Origin of the sequence: Kosakonia sp. H7A (assembly GCF_003028445.1) — a bacterium.
Taxonomy (GTDB): domain Bacteria; phylum Pseudomonadota; class Gammaproteobacteria; order Enterobacterales; family Enterobacteriaceae; genus Kosakonia; species Kosakonia radicincitans.
Genome location: NZ_PYTZ01000001.1, coordinates 784742 through 805430 on the forward strand (window position 1 = coordinate 784742; position 20689 = coordinate 805430).

The 20689-nt window shown below is 53.2% G+C and carries 13 protein-coding genes; all 13 read right to left on the minus strand.

The window, feature by feature from the left end; genetic code table 11:
• Window positions 1–168: 168 nt before the first annotated feature.
• On the minus strand, window positions 169–648 hold the full coding sequence (locus CWM66_RS03700) for a hypothetical protein (RefSeq protein ID WP_007374272.1): 480 nt from the start codon (window positions 646–648) through the stop codon (window positions 169–171).
• A gap of 13 nt (window positions 649–661) precedes the next feature.
• A complete protein-coding gene (locus tag CWM66_RS03705; protein WP_035886248.1) occupies window positions 662–1099 on the minus strand; it encodes a hypothetical protein in 438 nt (145 codons plus the stop codon).
• Window positions 1100–1119: 20 nt separating this feature from the next.
• Window positions 1120–1731, minus strand: a complete 612-nt coding sequence (locus CWM66_RS03710; RefSeq protein WP_143091390.1) for a hypothetical protein — start codon at window positions 1729–1731, stop codon at window positions 1120–1122.
• A complete protein-coding gene (locus CWM66_RS03715; RefSeq protein WP_071920594.1) occupies window positions 1721–2671 on the minus strand; it encodes an HNH/endonuclease VII fold putative polymorphic toxin in 951 nt (316 codons plus the stop codon). Before CWM66_RS03715 ends, CWM66_RS03710 begins: the two co-directional genes overlap by 11 nt.
• A gap of 292 nt (window positions 2672–2963) precedes the next feature.
• Complete coding sequence (locus CWM66_RS03720) at window positions 2964–3308, minus strand: hypothetical protein (RefSeq protein ID WP_035886251.1); 345 nt, start codon at window positions 3306–3308, stop codon at window positions 2964–2966.
• Window positions 3308–4789, minus strand: coding sequence for a VENN motif pre-toxin domain-containing protein (locus CWM66_RS03725; protein WP_146159919.1), 1482 nt, complete (start codon window positions 4787–4789; stop codon window positions 3308–3310). Before CWM66_RS03725 ends, CWM66_RS03720 begins: the two co-directional genes overlap by 1 nt.
• A 307-nt stretch (window positions 4790–5096) precedes the next feature.
• Window positions 5097–5393 carry a hypothetical protein gene (locus tag CWM66_RS03730; protein ID WP_139201264.1) on the minus strand — a complete coding sequence of 99 codons (297 nt, stop codon included), beginning with the start codon at window positions 5391–5393 and terminating at the stop codon, window positions 5097–5099.
• Window positions 5394–5492: 99 nt separating this feature from the next.
• The gene (gene cdiI, locus CWM66_RS03735) at window positions 5493–5861 is read right to left on the minus strand and encodes a ribonuclease toxin immunity protein CdiI (RefSeq protein WP_335608938.1); all 369 of its coding nucleotides are present in this window, start codon (window positions 5859–5861) and stop codon (window positions 5493–5495) included.
• Window positions 5862–5866: 5 nt separating this feature from the next.
• Window positions 5867–6706, minus strand: coding sequence for a CdiA family toxin C-terminal domain-containing protein (locus CWM66_RS03740; protein ID WP_083565985.1), 840 nt, complete (start codon window positions 6704–6706; stop codon window positions 5867–5869).
• Between the two features lie 275 nt (window positions 6707–6981).
• Entirely contained in the window at window positions 6982–7176 is a 195-nt protein-coding gene (locus CWM66_RS03745) for a CPCC family cysteine-rich protein (protein WP_071920592.1), read from the minus strand.
• A complete protein-coding gene (locus CWM66_RS03750) occupies window positions 7173–9320 on the minus strand; it encodes a hemagglutinin repeat-containing protein (protein WP_369878867.1) in 2148 nt (715 codons plus the stop codon). The genes CWM66_RS03745 and CWM66_RS03750 overlap by 4 nt, the downstream gene beginning before the upstream one ends.
• Before the next feature lie 89 nt (window positions 9321–9409).
• Entirely contained in the window at window positions 9410–9679 is a 270-nt protein-coding gene (locus CWM66_RS03755; protein WP_071920588.1) for a hypothetical protein, read from the minus strand.
• Window positions 9669–20684 carry a hemagglutinin repeat-containing protein gene (locus CWM66_RS03760; RefSeq protein ID WP_107146251.1) on the minus strand — a complete coding sequence of 3672 codons (11016 nt, stop codon included), beginning with the start codon at window positions 20682–20684 and terminating at the stop codon, window positions 9669–9671. The genes CWM66_RS03755 and CWM66_RS03760 overlap by 11 nt, the downstream gene beginning before the upstream one ends.
• Window positions 20685–20689: the final 5 nt, after the last annotated feature.

A 20689-nucleotide genomic window follows, 5' to 3' on the forward strand; every position in this document is an offset into this window, starting at 1 on the left:
ATAACAACATTGATTATTTTTATATAATTTACACCCCCACATATATACTCACGAAAAATTATTTCTTGCTACCCGACCAGAACCCTATTGATTTACAAGCAGCATGTATTTTGTGTATATCGCATCGTCAAATTATCGACATAACTCACTTAATTTGATATATCAATACTAATCACTTTTTCTGGTAAATGATATAACAAAAAGACGATATGATGATGCCATTACTTCCTGGGAAAAATGGTTTTTTGCCACATCATCATAACGCGCATATATCTTTGCAACTAAATCTTCTGTGAAATTCAACCTAAATGATGTTTTACTGTATTGAGCCAATCCATCCATCGCAGCTCCGAGTACAGGAGCAGACATCTCCATCACATGAGAAGTTACATAATCGAGAGCGTACTCTTTGTTCAGATCAAAAAGACGTCCAAGACAAAAACCATCCAAATAAGGATCCCCAACATCTACAGACAAGAGAATTTTTTTACAAAAGAATTCACATGCAGAACTATCAATAGAACGTAACTCACATAACGCTGTTGCAGCCTCATCCCGAGGGTCATCAAAAGAATCAAGCGTCAGGTATCCATTATTGATATAGCTGGTTAACTCCGAAATCAGCTGCTCTTTTTTTAGTATCGACATACTCACTTACCTTTTAAAAAATACCCGTAGTGACGGTCGCTAACCGCTTTGTTCCATCAGGCAATACTTTCCATGTTGCGTTAATTCGCACAGAACCATTTGTTCCTGCAAGAACGATAGAGCTTTTCGTATTTGCAGCGTTAACTTCTTTAGCTGAACTTAACAACTTATCAATAATAATACTATTATTTAAACCACTTTTGTTGTCTATACCGATCGTTTCCAGATCCTGTCCCATTTGTCTGGATCTATTGATCCTATAAATATCCTTTTCAATTTTCTCTAGTTCATCGCTCTTACCAGATTTAGCGAAAGCACTCTGATTCTCCCTCCTCTCAGCTTTTAATACATCTAAGCGGGATGTCAGTGCATCCAAATCTCCTGCAGCACCACCTCGTGGCCATATTTCTATTTTATCAACAGGAATATATGCATCCCCTTTTACTATCATTACATTAAGAATTCTGCCGATTACCAAATTTTCCCCAACACCGATTTGCTGCCAATGGCAACAATCTCTGCACACTTCTCGTCAAATTGCCCCAAAGGGAAAAAAACCACCCCATTACTATACAAAATATTATGAATCCATTGTGTAAGGCGATCATGCTGAGAATTGTTCTCAATATGTATGTTCGGTGAAATATTTGAAAAAAACAATTTCTCTTCGATATTTATTAATTTTTGCACCTCATTACTTACAGTAGTAGGAATACTTCCTAATCCAGTTAACACCAGCCCTTTACAACCTTTATCAATAAAAGATTTTTTATTATAAATACTCTCAACATTCACTCCTGAATTAGCAACCAGCCCCCATGTTTTCTTATAATTGACCATCACTGAATCAGGTTGCTCTGGGACTAATTGCAGCATTACATATATGTTTTCACTTGTGTGATCGGTAATAGTATCGAAAATATCCTTTAGTAGCTGCTCACAATACTCTCTACGCGAAAAGCCAGGTAATTCCCAACTTACCGCGGCGATCCCCTCTAGAGACCAAAGAGATGAGTTAAAATGAGTAATGTCATTTTTGGCATCCAATTTTTCGGCATGCCGTTTTACATAATTAATAGTCATAATGGTTATCTTGCTCATCATTAAAATGCGGGCCACGATTTTGGCCAGGATCATCCTTATAGAAATGGCCACCAGCATCATCTCGAATATACACTTTTTGAGTACCGCCACCAGGTTTTGGTAATTCAAATTCATATATATACCCTAGTTGAGCATTACCACGTTTATCTACATTTGGTGATACACTACTCGGACTTTGGCTAACAGGAATCCCTGATTGCCTTTTTGCTTCATTGAATGCACCGGATCTTGCAGAGCCTTCCGGTGACAAGTTAGCAGGTCTATCTCCTTTAGCCAGATAAGCTAAATCATCTTTATCTGGCCCGTCAGGAACTGGCGTTACAGTATTACCCCCTGTATCGGGTGCGCCATCAAGATTTCCTGTGTTCGTAGCCCCCTGCTCTACGGGTTGATCAGCACCAGTATGCGTTGCTCCCTGTTCACCACTCCGGTCAGGATTAACCAGTTTGCCACCTGTTGGATCCTGATCAGCTATTGTCAGTTCCGTATGCCCCGGCCCGTGAGTGCCATCATAAAGACTCTGTTGGGCAGGCAATAAGTGGAATGGTCCCTTTTTATCCTGCTCAACAATGTAATCATAGGCTGCACGTTGTTCCGGCGTCAGATTTTCGACCAAATCCGCACGGCCGCCATTCATGGCTACAGAAAAAACATACATCTGCTCAGAAGAAGACAAGTTATCCATTACGGTTTTGGCTGCACCAATTCCCAGTAATGCACCCAATCCCTCTTCTTCCAGAGCGGTGCTACAAGCCGGCGTTTTCGCGCAAGCCTGAATCGCCAGCTTCCCGGCAATAACAACCGCCCGTAGCGAATTATTCTCAACCTCAACCCGTGCCGCATTTGCTCCGCCGCCGATGCCACTGCTGGCGCTGTCGGACAGGCTGGCCAGTGACGTTCCCGGCAGCCCGGTTGACACGGGTTGCAGATTACATTTTTACGATTGCCTCTACATCCAGACCCAGATGGAAGTCAAGCCATGCTGACAGAGTATCTTCAGTTAATTGTTTGATTAACGCGGTTAAGATGCAATCTTTACCGCGTTAATGTCTGAACGGTTGAGTACTTTAAGAGTTTTGTCGAAATCAAAGGGCTGGAACATGCGCCATTCCTTTTTTGTTACATATTACGGTGATGGCACATAATTTCTAACACTCTACTCTGGAGTGGCTGAAGCAAACATAACAGTAGTCCAACATTCGGAATTCGCGTTATCTGACAACAGAGCTAATTTTTATATCCGGCTTTATACGTATTTCAACTTTATTGATTAAATTCTCTGTAGCAACCTCAATATAAATATAATCACCAAGCTTATCATTCCTTATGCTAAATGAGTTAACACCATCGATACAAGCATGTGATATTTCGTTATCATGTAGTTTAATTGAGTATTGGATCCAACCTTCAACAATACTAAAAGAAAAATAAACGCTAAGACCATATTGGTTTTTTGCAGTATATAAAAAACTAACATTTTCTCGTTTAAACGAAACAGGTTCACTTTCAAAAAAAGAGAGCAACTCAATTTCATCAGGCTTATTTTCTATGAACATCACTTAGTTACTCCATTTTTCGGTATAGTCGTAATAAATCGATAAGCACCATCTTTCGTGACTTCGAAAGTACTTTCAAACATTGTAGCTTTTCCTGAAGGGTCAATGAAGAAAGACTGTCTGACCTCAAAACTACCGTATTGATCCGTATATTTTTTCACAATGTTATTTGGATTTTTAGTCGCCTGAGTAAAATGTTCAGCCAAAAGTGCATAACCATTAATGTCATCAGTAACACCTAATCGCTTCATTTCCAGGGCAAGTTGGTTTGTACGATCTAACGTATGATCACTGCCCGTTGCCTTACCAAAAAGATAATCAAATTTTTTCGGATCAACTACAGAATTAGCTATCGTCTGCTCAACAGTTGACGTTGGCAACTGGCTATTCTTCGCCGTATTACCTACAAAACTTTCAAGCGACTCAGCTGTCAATCTGTTGCCTGACTGCTTATCAACAGCCATCAACGCCTTCAGCTCTGACAGTTCAGCTACCGACATCTTACTGACCATCGCGGCTGTCAGACCTGCCGGAAGCGCATCCCCGACAGCCATTTCTGCTATCCATATACTAACTTCATTAGCACAGAGCACCGGGTTTCCCGCGCAACTACTGGCAGTCGCCCTGACAAGGGCAATCAGCTCGGGAGTAGCAGCAAGCGCGGTGGAACCTCCAGCAAAGACGCCATAAAGAGCAATAGCTGTTTTAGCGTTTTCTTTCGCCTCTTCGAGATTATGTAATTCCTGTATTGCTACGGGATCACCAGCTTCAGCATGTTCCCGTACTTCCTGTTCATATTTGTCAGTCAGTCGGTAAAGTGGGTCGCCAGTTTTCTTAAATTCATTCTGATAGGCATCAGGATGGAGGCTTATCAGAAAAGTATTGTTCTCAACCTCCACCCGTGCCGCATTTGCTCCGCCGCCGATGCCGCTGCTGTTCCCGGCAGCCACGCTACCGCCTGCCGCACCCAGCGCAGCCACAAGGTTCACTATCACCGTTTTTTCATCCGGTGATAGCTTATCCGGCTCTTTGTTGTAAAACGCCAGCGACAGCGCTTCTGAACTCGACGCCGCAATAAAACCACCGGCCGCTCCGGCAGCAGCATTGCCGCCCTGTAACTGCACCAGTACCGCTGACGCCAGGGTATGCAGTGCAATGCGCGCGCTTTCATGACCATCGGTGACGCTTTTTATCAGCCCTGCCACATACGGTGCTGCGCCTGCCGCCATCCCGCCAGTGACATTTCCACCCAGCGCCCCCGCCAGTAGCCCCGTCAGCGCAGTGCCGTTACGCCAGAAATCACTGCCGACACCGTATTCCTTATCGACCTCTTTATACTGTGCAGAACCCGCGATTTTGTCATCAATCTGCTGTTCCGTCAGGCCATCCAGTTCACCGTTCGCCTCCATATCCGCGCGGATTTTCTTTTTACCCTCGTCCAGCTGGCTCTGCCGCCAGGCATCCATCGCCTGGGTACCCAACGCAACGGCCTGGGTCTGAATCTCTAACTGTGTCGCGACTCAGTGCGCCGACATTCTGCTGCTGGTATCGACACGCTGATGGCATCAATGCGCCAAAGTGGTTGTGTGATGTGGCCGTTGGGGTATTGGCGGGAGAGAAAGCTATTTAATTATTTCTTTCTTAAAAAGGAGTGGGGCAAATAATATCCAGCGCCCGTACAATCAGAACTCCGCATTCCATTTTTTAACATACGCAGGCATCGGTCATATATGCCTGTAACAGGCGTAGCACCGATACGGGATGTTGTAGCTGATTCCACAGCGTGGCTCATCCTTGATAACGGAAATCTTGCCTGACTGAGGGTTCAAGATTGTGTTCCCAAACTTCTTTCTGCCACTTCTGCCAATCTTTAGGCGCTTTTCTGCGAGCCAGACAATTACGAATGGCATGGATTGCTATATTAAAATCGGTGGGTGAGTGCTCATCGAAATTGATTTGATCCAGTAGCAACGTTTCCATGATTTTTTCGTGGATGGCGAGATACGCCTCCTGTAAAGCCTCATCAAATAACGCCTCCATGAGATTAGAGGCCTGCCGATTAAGGCCGACATCCAAATTTCTCACGCCACTATCTTTACCTTCAGGTTTTAAGCCTACCGAAAAAGACCCTATAACTACCTCATAAGTCTAAAATCCCAGCCAGTAAGGGCTGGGATTTGCTGTTTATAATGGGATTTTAGCCAGTAACTCGTTAACTTTTTCCATATCTTCAGGATGTAGCTTAAGGTATTTTTCACAGGCTAACCGAACATAGTGATAACAGGTTTTTTCACTGACAATCACTGTATCGGCTTCAGATGGTGGATAACCGACTGCAAATTCAACTCCTTCAAAATGCTCACCTTCGTCATAACTGTCCATGTCAGGAAAATTACAGTAAGCACCATCAACATTTAACGTCCTTTTTTTTGATAAGAACTCTAAAACTTCCAAAAACTTACCATCTTCATACATTCTGTCAAAATAAGATACAACGACTAAATTAAGTCCGTCATCTACATCCTGTTGATTAAATAATTCTTTTATCATCATTCACCTCAGTTAGGATGAAAGTTTCGTACAGTTCCAGTGGTTTTATCCACGTATATTCTGAAGTTAACTCCATCAACCGATACGTTAGCTTGACCATTTTTACTAGCCATCGCATCTTTATAACCTTTAGTTGCCGCCTGTTGGCCAAGCTCTAATATTTTCTGATCGGAGAATATATTAGGATCGTAGATAGTCTTTGTTTCAGTGGTTGGTTCATAATTTCCTGTAAGATTTCCAGCCCGATCTTTCGTCGGTATTAAATACTCAACTTCAGTAATACCTTTTACGCCAGTAGGCGTCTCTCTGACAATTTTCACATTGTATTCCTTAACCGCATCATAAAATGCGTTTGCATTATGACCACCTGAAATCCCATATTTCTGTGTGAACTTATCAACAGTTGCCACGTGCTCCGGCATATCGATCCTGAAGCTGATCCCATCAGGGTAAGTGACAGTTGTGACACCATTATCTTTACTGACCGCATAAGGAAACGAATTTCCGTCATACTGCCCGTTTGGAAATTCAACATTTGTAATACCTTTGCCCGATATTCCTGAATATGCACCTTCGCCTTCTGTCCATGTCAACGACGGTGTGTCCGGGAAAATTACCTCTGCTTTAGAGGTGACTTTTGCAATAATTTTTTCAGTCAGCATCCCACCCGTTTTCGCAACACCAACACCACCAGCAATCGCGCTAACGAGATCTGATATCAGTTTACCAGCTTCGACAGTCGGTAACGTGCCTCCCTGAATTAAACAGAGTAAAAGCTCGATTTCATTAAGTTGCGTTAAATTGCACAGAGTTGCACTAATGAAGATTAGCCTGGCTCCGGGTTGCACTAAATTGCATTCTGTTGCACTAACTCCACCGGGGTATCGGGGCTGTGCCCTGACCTGTTGATGACTGGCGTTTTGGAGGACGGCCACAACGTGGCGGTGCTACAAAACATACCCTGTCCCTCAGTTTGCAAAGAAATGAGGTGAGGCGTGGTCGGACTGATGATGGCAATAAGTCCGTAGGTAATGCCCGCAGGCAAAAAAAACGCCAGTTGTAAAATACGCTTTACTCAGACAGCACCAAAAAAATCCCGCCGGGTAAGGGCGGGATTTATACTTTATTTAGATTTGAGTAAAAACTCCTTTCGAGCTTCGAGGAGACTTAAAGTGTTTGCTCCACCTGAGAAGTCCGGATCTGACGACTGAACTGGATCGTCTTCCCAATCACAAACAGGACAAATCTCATAATTCCCAAGCTCACTTATCGTCATATTGCCGCAGCATGGGCAAGGATAAAGTTCATTTTTTGTCATTGCTTGTTCCAATACTCCATTCCCTTTCCAGGCCTGAACATGGTCCTCGGTACACCATTAACGTCTTTGGACGCAAAAGTGTTTGTTTGAGGGTTGTAATACAGCGTATCACCATTCGGACGCGTTTTGGTCAATGTTCCTTCCGGTGGATTTGTCACGAAGTCGTGAGTAGCATCAACATACTGTTTGGAGTTTTGAAACTCTGGAAATTCTGTCTTGTGCTTATCCCAGTGACCATAAGCGTTTGAAACAGGGTCGTCCTTTTTAGTTTCCGTCCATATTTGAGTATCTTTGTCTTTCCCACTGAGCTGGGCCTCAGTATTACGTGCATTCTCTTCGTCCTCTGGCCCCCAACCGCCAGGAGTTCCAGAACCTACACCACCAATTTCCGCCTTTTCTTTGTCCGTCATGCTTCCTGCGACATTTGGCTTCGATTCCTGCTCCTGGTCATCCGACGAACACGCACGCCCAAATGTGCACTGCGTGGCTTTATCGATGGCCTGACCCAGTTCATTCAGTTTCTTCGTTAACCCCGATGCTGCGTCTTCTTTCGCTTTTGCTATCGCCACATCGCCTGGAGTGACGCCATACGGAACAGGCCGTTCCTCATCACTCATCGCGTTGTTTTCAACCGTCGTTTTCCCGGCTTGCGCCGCTGCAATGGCATTTGCACCACTGTCTCCCGCCAGCGCACCCGCCAGCCCGGACGCTAACGTCGCCAGTGCCGAAACGGTTTGTTTCTGCTCTTCGCTCAGTTGACTGGTATCTTTTATGCCCCAGGCGTCGAGGGCAATGATCCCGGTCAGTTCCCCCGTAGCCGCCCCTGCTGCCGCACTGGCTGCATCTTTTCCGCTGGCTGCAGCCAGCGCGGCGTTGACCACCGCGTGCGCCAGAACCCGACCGGCTGGATCGGTTTCCGGGATTTGCGCGGCAATTTCGTTTGCAATATACGGCGCGGCAGCCCCGGCCAGTGCAGATTTGATATCGCCGCTCGCCACCGCCTGTATAGCGGCGGTGGCTGCGGTGATGGCACGCTGGAGTGTGCTTCCCGAACCAAAGTTTGCTTCTGCTGTCCGGCCAGCCTGATCGCTAATTTCCTCTGGCGTAGGATTGAGATTGCCCTTGCCGATCAGCGTTTCTTTTGCCGCCGCCAGTGCCGCCGGATCGCTCACAGCTTTCGCTTTAGCTATATCACCTTCCGTACGGGCAATATCCGCCACCTGCGTGCCAATCTCGCTAATCATCTGCGCGGTTTGCAGGCGCCGCTGCTCTTTCTCCTTGTCGAAAATCTGATCGATACTACCGTTGGCGTGCGCAGTGTCGCGGCTCAGCGTGTTCACATCCTGCTGCTGGCCGGCCTGATCGCGGATCACAATCGCGCCGTCAGCCACCGCCGACTGCGTGGTGCCCTCCGCGTGCCCCTTGCCGCCCGCACCGGCCAGCAGGGCATTCGCCATATTCCCGAGAACATTACCCGGCACGCTGCCGCCGGTGCTGAACCCGGCACCCTGATGTTCCGTTTTGTAGTCGGCTTTGTTGTTGATATCGGAGAAGCCCAGCGTTCCGGTATCCAGCTTGTTTTTATCCGCATCCGCCTGGCTGGCAATCACCGCGCCATCAAGCTGCGTATGATTACCGACGGTAATATCGAAGCCACCTTTGCCCGCGTAAATCCCGGTCTGCTCCTGCACCGAGTCATAATTGCTGTTCATTTTGTCGCGGCTGTAGCTGAAACTGCCGCCCGGGCCGCCGCCGCCAAAGGTGTAACTCAGCCCGGCGCTGATGCTCTGCTGTTTACTGTTGTAGTTATTGCTGTCCTGCTGGCTGCTCAGTGTCAGGTCGCGCCCGACATCCGCCGTCACCTTATCGCCGTTCACCTGCGCACCCTGCAACAGGGTGTCGCGGCCGCTGGTCAGATCAACATTCTGCCCGGCATCCAGCGTGGTCTCATTCCACGAGGTACCGTTGCCTTTCTCGTTCCCCTTCGAGGCGTTTCCGCTGGCCGACACCATAAACCCGGCACCGTTTTTCCCGGCGACAATCCCGACACCAATCGAACCGCCTTTGCTGGAGTTGCTGCCGGTGGTTTGTTGCGTGCTGGCCGCGCCGCCAAGAGAGATATCCCTGGCCGCCGCCAGCGTGATGTCTTGCTACCGCCCATCGTGGTTCCACGCCGGTAACTGACTGATAAAAAATAATCTCGGCTCAATGGCCGGGGTTTTTATTTTTATATCTAACGATATTGGGCAGGGATGTTCTTTAATTGTTCATCTAAAGACCATCCTGTTGGTTTTTCCTTTTCTCTGAACCAGATAGCACCGTTTTCAATCCATTTCTCTCGATATTTTTTTAAGGCGTTAAGATTCATATCTTCATAACCAAATTCAACACCGCAACAATCACATATTTCATAGCTAGGAGTTAAGCCATCGTTTCCCCAAGGAGGTTCTAGTTGTTTAGCACCACACACCCTACATACATTCAGTTCATTACTATTGTGCATTGAAGTAATCCATATTTGTTTTAAATCCATGTTCGGCAGGATCTGGCCTAAACATAGTTTTTGGCACTCCATCCGCCGTTTTTACAGCAAAAGTATTCGTTTTAGGATTATAGAATACCGTATCACCGTTTGGCCGTACTTTCGACAAAGTTCCTTCCGGTGGATTATTCACAAAGTCATGAGTTGCATCGACATATTGCTTTGCGTTTTGTAACTCCGGGAACTCTGCTTTATGTTTATCCCAATGCCCATAAGCGTTTGAGACAGGATCGTCCTTTTTGGTTTCCGTCCAAATTTGAGTATCTTTATCTTTTCCACTGGTCTGAGCATCATTGCTACGCCCATTCTCCTCATCTTCCGGCCCATGACCTCCCGGCGTTCCTGAACCTGCACCGCCCAGCGCTGCTTTTTCCTCATCCGTCAGATTCCCTGCGACATTTGGTTTCGATTCCTCATCTGGATCATCCGACGAACACGCACGACCAAATGTGCACTGGGTGGCTTTATCGATGGCCTGACCCAGTTCATTCAGCTTCTTCGTTAACCCCGATGCAGCATCTTCTTTCGCTTTTGCTATCGCCACATCGCCCGGAGTGACACCATACGGAACAGGCCGTTCCTCATCACTCAGCTCGTTGTTTTCTGCCGCATTCTTCCCGGCCTGAGCAGCTGTAGTAGTACCAGCCGAATTACCGCTCGCCAGGTTACCAGCCAGCCCAGACGCCAGCGTGGAGAGGTTGCTGATCAGCTGTTTATCGCTTTCACTCAGATCTCTGTTGCTCTTACCGGGGAACAGTTGATCTTTGATGATCTGTGCAGCCAGTTCACCCGTTGCTCCCCCGGCTGCACCTGCTGCTGCATTTTTTCCCTGGAGCGTAGCGGCTACTCCGCCGAGGATCGCGTGAGCAATCGCTTTTGCCTCAGTATTATCATTAATACCCAGATTATGCCCGATGATATGCGCCAGCTCCGGAGCTGATGCCCCGGCCAGTGCGCCAGCCAGATTACCGCCACCTGCCAGCGCTGTCAGTGCGCCGGTTGCCGCCTGAATTCCGCGTTGAACCACACCGCCCGTGCCGTAGAATGACGAGGCGTTGTTATACGCGCGTTCTGCCACAGAGTCGTCAGTGACAGGCTTTCCTTCCGCAGCCAGTTGCTGACTCGCTTCTTCCAGCGCTGCCGGATCTTTCGCGGCTTTACGTCCGGCCAAATCACCCTGAGTTCTTGCCACATCGGCAGCCTGTAAACCCACTTCGCCGATCAACTGAATTTCCTGCAGCCGTTTCTGCTCTTTCTCCTTGTCGAAGATTTGGCTGATGCTGCCGTTGGCGTGTTCCGTATCGCGACTGAGGTCGGCGACATCCTGTTTCTGGTTGTCCTTGTCGCGGAGAGTGAGGGTACCGTTCGCGATAGCGGCCTGGGTCGTGCCCTCTTCATGGCCTTTATTGCCGCCTCCTGCAAGCAGGGTGTTCGCCGCATTGCTGGCAAACTGCCCGGCAATGTTGCCTCCGGTATTAAACGAGCCACCCGCATGCTGGGTTTTAAAATCCGCTTCATTGTGGATATCGCTGAAGCCGAGCGTCCCGGTGTCCAGACTGTTTTTATCCGTCGTGGCGGTGGACGCAATCACTGCGCCATCAAGCTGGGTATGATTGCCCACCGTGATATCGAAGCCACCATCTCCGGCATAAAGCCCGGTCTGTTCCGCTACCGAATCGAAACGGCTCTTCATCTTGTCCTGGCTGACATTTACATAAGCCGAGCCGGACATGGAACCGAAGGTGAAACTGCCTCCTGCGGCCACGCTGGTCTGTTTACTGTCGTAGTCGTTACTGTCCTGCTGACTGCGCATCAGCAGATCATGACCCACGTCAGCAACAATTTTATTGCCGTTAACCAGTGCGCCATCGAGTACGGTGTCATTACCGCTTTTGATAGTGACAGTTTTGCCGCTGTCTATCGTGGTTTCAGTCCAGTCGGTACCGTTGCCTTTGTCCTTGCCGTTCGCCGCATTGACGCTGGCGAAAACGCTGATTCCCCAGCCACCGCTGCCGACACCGATGCCTACACCGACACCACCGCCACTGCTGCTGTTCTTGCCGGTAGTCTGCTGCGTATTGGCTGCACCTGCCAGCAGGATGTCATTCTTCGCATCCAGCAGCACGTCGCCGCCTGATTTCAGTTGGCTTCCGGCAATCACGATATCGCCGCTGTTCGGGCCGTTATTTTTGCCGTTGGCAGTAATGGAGAGATTGTTACCTGCGCTCAGAGTGCTGCCCGAGACGGCATCACTCCGGGCATGCTGCTCCGACTTCGATTTTTGCGTGGTGAGTGATGCACTGATACCAATAGCGTTGGTGCTAGGGTTATCGGTATTTCCGCTATTAGCAGCATCAAGAGCAACAGCCTGCCCGGCCTGCACACCGGAGAGAACGGATTTGGTGGCCTGCAACGCCGCTAACCGGCCGTCACTTTCGTGCTTCGCGTCCTGTGCGGAGTTTACAGCATTGTTGATAGCCCCACCCACCGCGCCGGACAACGCAATCGTCAGACCGCTGCTTTTCTGTTCGAAGGTCTGGTCGGTGGTGCGTTTGTCATGACCCGGATCGACCACCACACTGTCGCCGCTCAGGGAGAGATCTTTTTTGGCGATCACGTCAGAACCGCCAATATGCAACGCGTCGCCTGCCGAAATCGTCACATCCCCGCCATTGCTGCCGACAGTGCTCATGCTCTGGCTCTGGGTGGTGCCTTTCTCTTTCAAATCCTGTTTGGTTTTACTGCTGCCAATGGTAAAACCGATGCCGCCGGACCCCATCAGGCCGCTCTTTTTCTTCTCTTTAAACTGCCAGTTCGAGTCGGTGTTGGTGGCGGCTGTGATGTCCACGTTATGCGCCGCACTGAGCGTCACATCGCCATCGCCCACCACGGAGGAGCCTTTCACCAGCAGGTCATTACCGGATTTCACCGTCACGTTATCGCCGCTCAGCAGGGTGCCGGATTCACGCGTGGCACTCTGCTCGGAGATGGTGTGGGTGGTGGTTTTTTTCAGGAAACCTTTTTTGGTTTTGGTCTCTTCCTTGTAGTGATAATCGCTCTCAGTGGCGGTCGTCAGGTTCACATCGCGCCCGGCCAGTACGCCGATATCGCCTTTCGCCGTCACCTGCGCCGCTTCGGCATTCATATCGCGCCCGGCGATAATCGTGGTGTCGGTGCCGCTGGCAATCTCGGTGCCCTGCTGGCGGACCTGCTCGTTAATGACCGTTTTCTTGCTGGCTTTGTAGCTGTCGCCCTGGGTGGTGGCTTCCGCCAGCAGATTGACATCGCGTCCTGCCTGCATGCCGACCTGCTGCTCTGCCGCCAGCCCGGCGGCCTGCGAATTGATGTCCCGGCCTGCCGTCAACAACAGATTGTCGCCGGCACTGACCGTGGTGCGATCAACACCGGTACTGTGGTTTTCACTTTTGCCGCTGCGGCTGGCGTTGCTGGTCTGCTGCGCATCGAGGTTCAGATCGTTGCCTGCCGACAACTTTGCCGATTTCCCGGCGCTGACATTGCTGGCGCTGAGCGTCAGATCGTTGCCCGCCTGCATCGCCAGATTGCCACCTGCGGTAATGCTGCTGCCCTGGTAACCGACGGTGGAGCGGCTGGTATCCGTGCGATTGCGGAAACCAGACTGGCTGTAAGCCTCATTTTTCTGGATGGCGTTAACGGCGATATTGCCGCCTGCGTCCATCAACAGCGCGCCACCCGCTGAGGCCGTCGCGCCGGTAAAGGTGATGTCCTTGTCAGCCACCAGCGACAGGCCATCCGTCGCGGTAATGCTGGCAATGCTGCCCAGCGTGGTGTCCCTGATACCGACCGAACCCGATTTATTCTTCGTGTTGAGCGCAAATTGATCGGCCAGCGTCAGGTTGTTGATGCTGCCCTCCACGCTCTCCAGCGCCACGGTTTTACCGCTGATGGTGGCGCTGATGTTGCTGATATCGCCAATGGCGCTGAGATCAACATTGCCGCCCGCTTTCAGCAGCGCATCGTTGCTGTTGGTTATTTGCCCGCTGCTGTTGACGCTGAGATCGTTACGCGCCAGCAGTGTGCTGCCGCTGTTGGTGACACTGCCGCCGTCAAGGCTGACGTTGTTCCCGGCGATCACGCTGCCGTTGTTCACCGCGACGTCTTTTGGCGACAGGTAGAGTTTGGGGATCATCACCGTCTCGCCGTTAATCGTTGCACTCTCCCACCACAAAATACTGTGGTCGAGGGAAGCGATTTGCTCCGCGGTGAGCGCCACGCCAAACTGCAGCCCGAGCGACTGCTGCGCGCTGGCGGCGTTATCCATCAGATACTGCATTTGCGCGAGATCGGAACCCATACCGTTCAGGTAGCGGCTGCCGGTCTGGTTCAGCAGCACATTGCTGACATAACGCGTGTCGAACGCCGCATCGCCGAGGAACCGGTAGTCATAATCGGGGTTCAGGTTGAGGCGGCCTAACATATACGACGAACCGAGGAACTGGGTCTCACTGGTATACGTCGGACTGGTTTCGCGCGGCGCGGCGGTCGGGGTGATGCCAAGTAACTTATTCAGATCGCCGAACAGTGCCGGATCAAGTTGCCCCAGGCCGTCGAGTTTCGGGTTCACGGTGATGAGGTACGGGATTTTCGGGTTATCCGTGACCACAAAATAACCGTTATTGCCGGTCGGCAGCGGGTAAGCGCTGGTATCGACGGTTTTGCCCTGCTGCGGTGTCGTGCCGGTGTTTTTCAGCGCTGCCGTGGTCACCCCAGCGCTGGCCAGGCTGCCGGTATTGCCCAGACTGGCATTGCCTTTCTGCTGGCTGCCCGGCGTTGCCAGCGCCGCGCCGGATGCCGCGCCGTTATCAAGCCCGCTGCCGCCGTTAATCTGTTGCAGCGCATTTTGCAGTTGATCCTGCCACTGCGGGGAGTTCACCGCGACCGGCCCTGCGGCCAGCGCCTGTTTCGCCACGCTACCGCCGATACCCTGATTGCTCAGGGTATTCAGTGACGGGGCAGTGATGGTTCCTGTAACACCACCAGTATGAGCCGTGGTGTTTGTATTACTGATATTGTTGCTGAAACTGGCAGTGACATTGCCGCCCGCCTGAATGACAGCGCGGTAAAGCTGGCCCTGTGTTGTCTGTATTTCATGCCCGATCAGGGTATAAACGATATCTTGTACATATTGTTGATATCTGTCGTTTTTATTCTTTAACCCGCCATCCGGAATCGCATCTTCAGCATAAGTAACCTGATTCCCCGTTCCGTATTTGTAAACAAGAACGTCTGCAGAGGTGCTGTTTTGCCAGCTCTGGTTATTAAGCTTCGTCCCCTGCAATAACAAATTATTTGCGCTGAGTATATCGCTGGCTTTATTGTCCAGCACACCTGCCGAAATCACCGCATTCCGGCCTGACGCGATACGAGCGCTTCCGCCACTACTGCTGACATCCGTCCGGGTTTCACTTAAAACAAATTTTTGGGTGTCATATCCTTCGAACGGCGCATAGTGATAAGTCGTTTCTATCCATACAGAACACCCACCATCAGCTCCTGCACAGTTGTTGCCTTCCACAGAGTCTTTAACCGTGTAGTAACCATAAGTTCCCTTAGGGAGCAGCGAATAATGTACGCTCAAGGTAGGATCGCCGACCCCTGGAATGACCTGAGCCGTAGTTTTTACAGTATTTGCTGTTAAACCATCCCGCTGATTCAGCAGATGCCCGGTCTTAATGGTGATATCGCCATTTCGCGTTTCGATACTGCCGGAGGTGTTGATCACCTCGCTATTGGCATTCCCCGCCGCGTCGCGTTGCAGCACCAGATTGTTACCCCCCAGCATATCGCCGCGCTGGTTGGTGATGCTGTTGGCATACAGCGTCAGGTTGTTCGCCGCATACAGCAGCGCGGTGTTGATGATGGCGCCCGGCGCGTTCAGCGTCAGGCTGCCCAGTGTTCCGGCAAAGCCGTTCGCCGTAATCCCTCCCCGGCTCACCAGCGCCACATCGCCGCCACCCTGAATCGCACTGTTGCCGTTCAGCACAATATTGCTGCCGCTTAAGGTACTGGCCCCGCTACCGGTGGTGATTTGCCCGTTGTTGGTCAACTGGCCGCCCGCGCTGAGATTCACCGCCTGGCCCTGCATCACGCTCTGGTTATCGATCGCCCCGTTGCTGGAAACAGTCAGGGTTTTGCCCGCTGCCAGCGTGGTTTTGCCGGTAAAGGCATTCGCCAGTTGCAGCGTCAGGTTGCAGAGCGCCACCATCTGCCCCAGCGCGTCCAGCCCGGTCGCGCCGACAAACAGATCGCCGCCGCTGAACAGCCTGCCGCTGGCGGACTGATTCACCTGCGCGGCATTCAGCGTCAGTTGGTTTGTGCCAAGCAGCGTGCCGTTGTTGGTGAGCTGGCGGTAATTCAGCGTCAGGTTATCCGCCTGCGTCGTCCCCTGATTAGTGAAGGTATCGCCGATCAGCGTCATCTGCCCGGCCAGCAGCGTGCCGCTGCCGTTGTTGTTCGTCGCATTCAGTATCAGGTTGCTGGCCTGTAACCAGCCCGCGCCACTGTACTGCGGCGTGGTGAGCGTCAATTTCCCACCGGAGAGCAACTTGCCCTCGTTGATCGCCTGCGCGGTCGCATCGACACGGGTTTCACTCGCTCCCTGCAGCAGCCCATAATTAAGCAGTTGTGGCGTGGTCAGGGTCAGCGTGCCTGCGCTTACCGTCTGTGCGCCACTGCGGTTGGTCAGCGTCGCAGCGGCAAGCGTGACATCATCGCCCTGCACCTTACCGGCGTTATCGAGCGCAGCCGCCGTCAGGTTCAGCGCCCCGTTACTGGCAAGCGAGCCGCCGCTCTGCTGGGTGACATCCCCGCTCAGCGTGGCGGTCAGGCCGTCGCTGCCGCTGATGGCTCCGCTGTTATTCAGCGTCCCGCCGTTAAGCGTCAGGTTTTTCGCCGCCCACTGCCCGTTGTTGGTCAGCGATAAGGCCTGCAGCGCGGCCGTGCCCATGGCGGTAATTTTGCTGCCTGCGGCGGAATTCAGGTCGCCGGTAAGCTGGAAGTTCAGCGCCCCGGCGCTCTGCACGGCACCGCTGTTATCCAGCGACTGTGCCGCCAGCAGGATGCTGTTACCCTGCCAGATCCCGCTGTTATTCACCGAACCGGCAGTGATATCCAGCGCGCCCTGCGTTAACAGCGAACCGCTGTTGATCAGCGCCAGTTGCGGCGTTGCCATCGCCATCCGCGCCATCAGCGCAGTGGTCGTCTGGTGGTTATCCAGCGTCAGGCTGTTAAGCCCGGTGAGCGCACCGTTGTTGGTGATGCCCGCTTCGTGCGCCGTCAGTGTATTGCCCTGTACGGTGCCGTTATTGGTGAGCTGCTGCCCGCGCAGGGTGATATCCCCGGCGCTTAACACCTGGCCGTCATTGTTCAGCGTCTGCGCAGCGAGTGTCATCGCCCCCTGGCTTTGCAGCGCGCCCGGCAGGTTCAGGGTGTTGCCGACAGTGGCCGTTAAATCGCCCTGGCTCAGCAAGGTGCCGCCGAGCGTCCAGTCATCAGCCGTCACGCTGACCTGCCCGCCCTGTAGGGTGCCCTGCGTGGACAGTTGCCCGGCGTTCAGTGTGAAATCGCCGCCGCTCAGCGTGCGCGAACCGCTGGCGGTGGTAAGGGTGTCTGCATTCAGCGTCAGGCTGTGCGTGCCCTGCCACAGCCCGCCATTGCTGAGCGTGGAGGCGTCAAGCGCCAGCGTATCGCCGCTGATGCGCCCGTTGCCGGAGAGGCTGTCGGCGTGGATATCCGTCACACCGCCGCTGACCAGTTGACCGTTGTTGGTCACCGCGCCGCTGTGGATGCCGGTCAGGCCGTGCAGACCATTGATGATCCCGGTGTTATCCAGCGTGTCGCCACGCAGCGTGACCGCATCGCCCTGCACTGTTCCATCGTTGTTCAGATTACCGTTGAGCGTCAGCGCGCCGCCGGAAAGCCAGCGTCCGCCCGCCGTGTTAGCGATGCTGTCCGCCGTGGCCTGCATCTGCTGCGTGCCCTGCAGCAGCCCGCTGTTGGTGATGCGGGTGCCCGTCAGCGCCAGCGTGTCGGCAATGAGGTTACCGCTGTTGGCAAGCTGGTCCGCCTGTAACGTGGCATGGTTATGCGCCAGCAGCGTCCCGCCGTTATCGAGGCTGCCGGTGGTGGCATCCAGCGCGCCGCTTTCCAGGCTGCCGCCGTTGATCAGCGTATTGCCGGTCAGCGTCAGGCCATCCTGTACGTACAGCAGCCCCTGATTGTTGAAGCTATCAAGATTCAGGTTCAGCCCGCTGCCGCTCACTAACTGGCCGTTGCCGCCATTGAGCAAATGTTGCGTGGCGATCGTCAGGCTGTCGTTACCCTGCAGAGTACCGTTACTGGCGATGTCCGGCGCGGTCACAGTGAGATCGCTGGCTGCCAGTGTACCGTCGTTGGTCAGTTGCGCGGCGCTGATGACGGCCCCGCCCTGGCTCAGCATCTGCCCCTGGTTATCAAGCGAATGGCCAAGCGTGGCGTTCAGGGAATCCTGCGCCTGCACCGTACCGCCGTTGCGCCAGCTGTCTGCGGTGGCGGTCAGGTTGCGCCCCTGCATGCGTCCCTGATTGTCGAGCGTGGTGCCCTGTAATGTCAGGCTGCCGCCGCTGAGCATCTGGCCGTCAGCCGTGCCGGTAAAGGTGGTGCCTTGCCAGTTCAGCCCGTCAGTTCCCTGGATCAGGCCGCTGTTGCGTAAATCGCCGTGCAGCGCCAGCACCTTCGCCATCAGCGTACCGCTGTTGTTGCTGCTGTCTGCGGTCAGCGCCATCGCTTGCTGGCTGACCACGCTGCCCTGATTATCCAGCGTGCCGCTGACCGTGGCATTCAGCCCGTTTTGCCCGAGCGCCGTGCCACTGTTCAGCCACTCGCCGGTCGCCAGATCGAGCGTGCCGCCCTGCATCTGCCCGGCGTTGTTGAGACGATCGTTTTTCAGCGTGACCGCGCCGTTACTCAGCAGCAGGCCATTCTGCTGGTTGGTCAGTGTGCTGCCCGTGGCGGTCAGCAGGCTGGAGCCCTGCAGCGTACCGCTGTTGGTGATGTCGCTGCTGTTGAGCGTCAGGCTTTTCGCGGCCAGCAGGCCGCTGTTGATCAGCGCCTGCCCGCTGAGATCCAGTGAATTCCCGCCCGCCAGCGTCCCGCTGTTGCGGGTGTTCTGTGTCTGCAGTGTCAGGGCATCATTACCCTGCAGGGTTCCTGCGTTATCGAGGGTGTCTGCCGTCACGCCGGTGGTGTTGGCTGCCACCAGCCCATTGTTGTGAATGCTGTCTGCCGCGAGGGTTAACTGCCCGTCGGCCAGCAGACGGCCGTTGTTGCTCAGGCTGTGGTAATCGCTGAACAGGTTAACGCCATTCAGTTCGCCGTCGCTGGTCAGCGCGTCACCGTGCAGATACAGGTCGCCATCGGTGGTGACAAGACCGCTGTTGTTCAGTTGCGGGATGGCAAGCGTCAGGTCTTTCGCAGAGTAGAGAGTGCCGCCGGCGAGGTTATCAAGCAGCCCGGTGTGCAGGTTCAGCGCCTGCGTGCCCTGTAACAGGCCGCTGTTGCTGATGTGGCTACTGCTGAGATCCAGCATGTCCGCCACCAGCGTACCGCTGTTGGTGAGGCTTTCCGGTGCGCCAAGCGTAATACGGGTCGCCGCTGATTTACCGCCGTGGTTCAGCGTTTTCGCCCCGACGCTGAGCGTCCCTTTCGCTGCCTGCGTGCCGTTCAGCGTGGCGCTGTCAGCCTGGAACGTCATGTCACCACCGGCAACCACTGTTCCCTGCTCGGCGAGGGTCTGCGCCTTCAGCGTGGCATTCCCTGCGGCATTGGCCTGGGTGGAGGCATCACTGGTGAGCTGTTTCCCACTAAGTGACATGTCGCCGCCGCTGGTGAGTGAACTGCCTGCAAGGGTGGTGTTGCCCGCGCCGCTGAGCGTCAGTTTGCCGTCGGCGGCCAGCGTGGCGTGATTCAGCGCCACATCCTGCGCGGCCGTAACCGCGATATCGCCGCCCGCTTTGTGGCTGCCACTGAGGGTGACGCTGTCGCCCTTCGCCGTCAGCGCGCCGCTGGCGATGCTCTCTTTCACCACTATTTTGCCGTTCGCATCAAGCGTGATATCGCCCTGGCGTGCCGTCAGGTTGCCGAGGTTGACGCCGACGCCTTTCTCGGTGGACACGAGATGAATACGGTTGGCATACATGCCGCCGAGCGCGCCGGTATCCACCGCCACCACCGGCGCTGCACCCTCACCGGCAATCGCTGTCGCCTTACCGCTGGCATCCACCCGGTTGGCCCCGGTGGTCACGGTTAAGTCCTTCGCATGAATGGCGGCGTTCACTTCGGTGGCGCGGGAAATCAGCGCCAGCGCATCGCTGCCGCTGGCGTTCAGCCCCTGCCCTTCCACGGTGATGGTGCCTCTGGTCACTTCCAGTGCGGAGAGATTGCCCGCCGCATCGAATTGCGGTTTACCGGTAGTCAGGGTGGCGTTCGGCGTGTTGATAAACCCGCAGCCGTTACAGGTGATGCCGTACGGGTTGGCGACCATCACATTCGCCGCTTTGCCCGCCACTTCGGTATACCCCTGCAGCTGCGATCGGCTGCCGCCGGTCACTTCGTTGATAATGCCCTTCGCTTCCTGCCCGGCGCGCAGGTTCGGGTTGTTCTGGATAAGCCCGCCAAGCTGCGTCTGCGTCAGTTGCCCGGTGGCGTTATTGAGGATCAGCCCCTCTTTGCCGACGTTGTAGTCATGAAACTGGTTGTGCGAGATACCTGCCCCGTTCGGCGTGGCGATATTGACCACCGGCACGCCGTTGCCGGCTTTATCCATGCTGGCGCCGCCTGTCGGCGTGATGGCCGCAGCAAACGCGGGCGCTACCGGCTGCCAGACCAGCAGGCTGATAATCAACCAGCTGACAGCACGCTGGGAAAAACGAACCGGTTTGTCAGTCTTCATCGTCT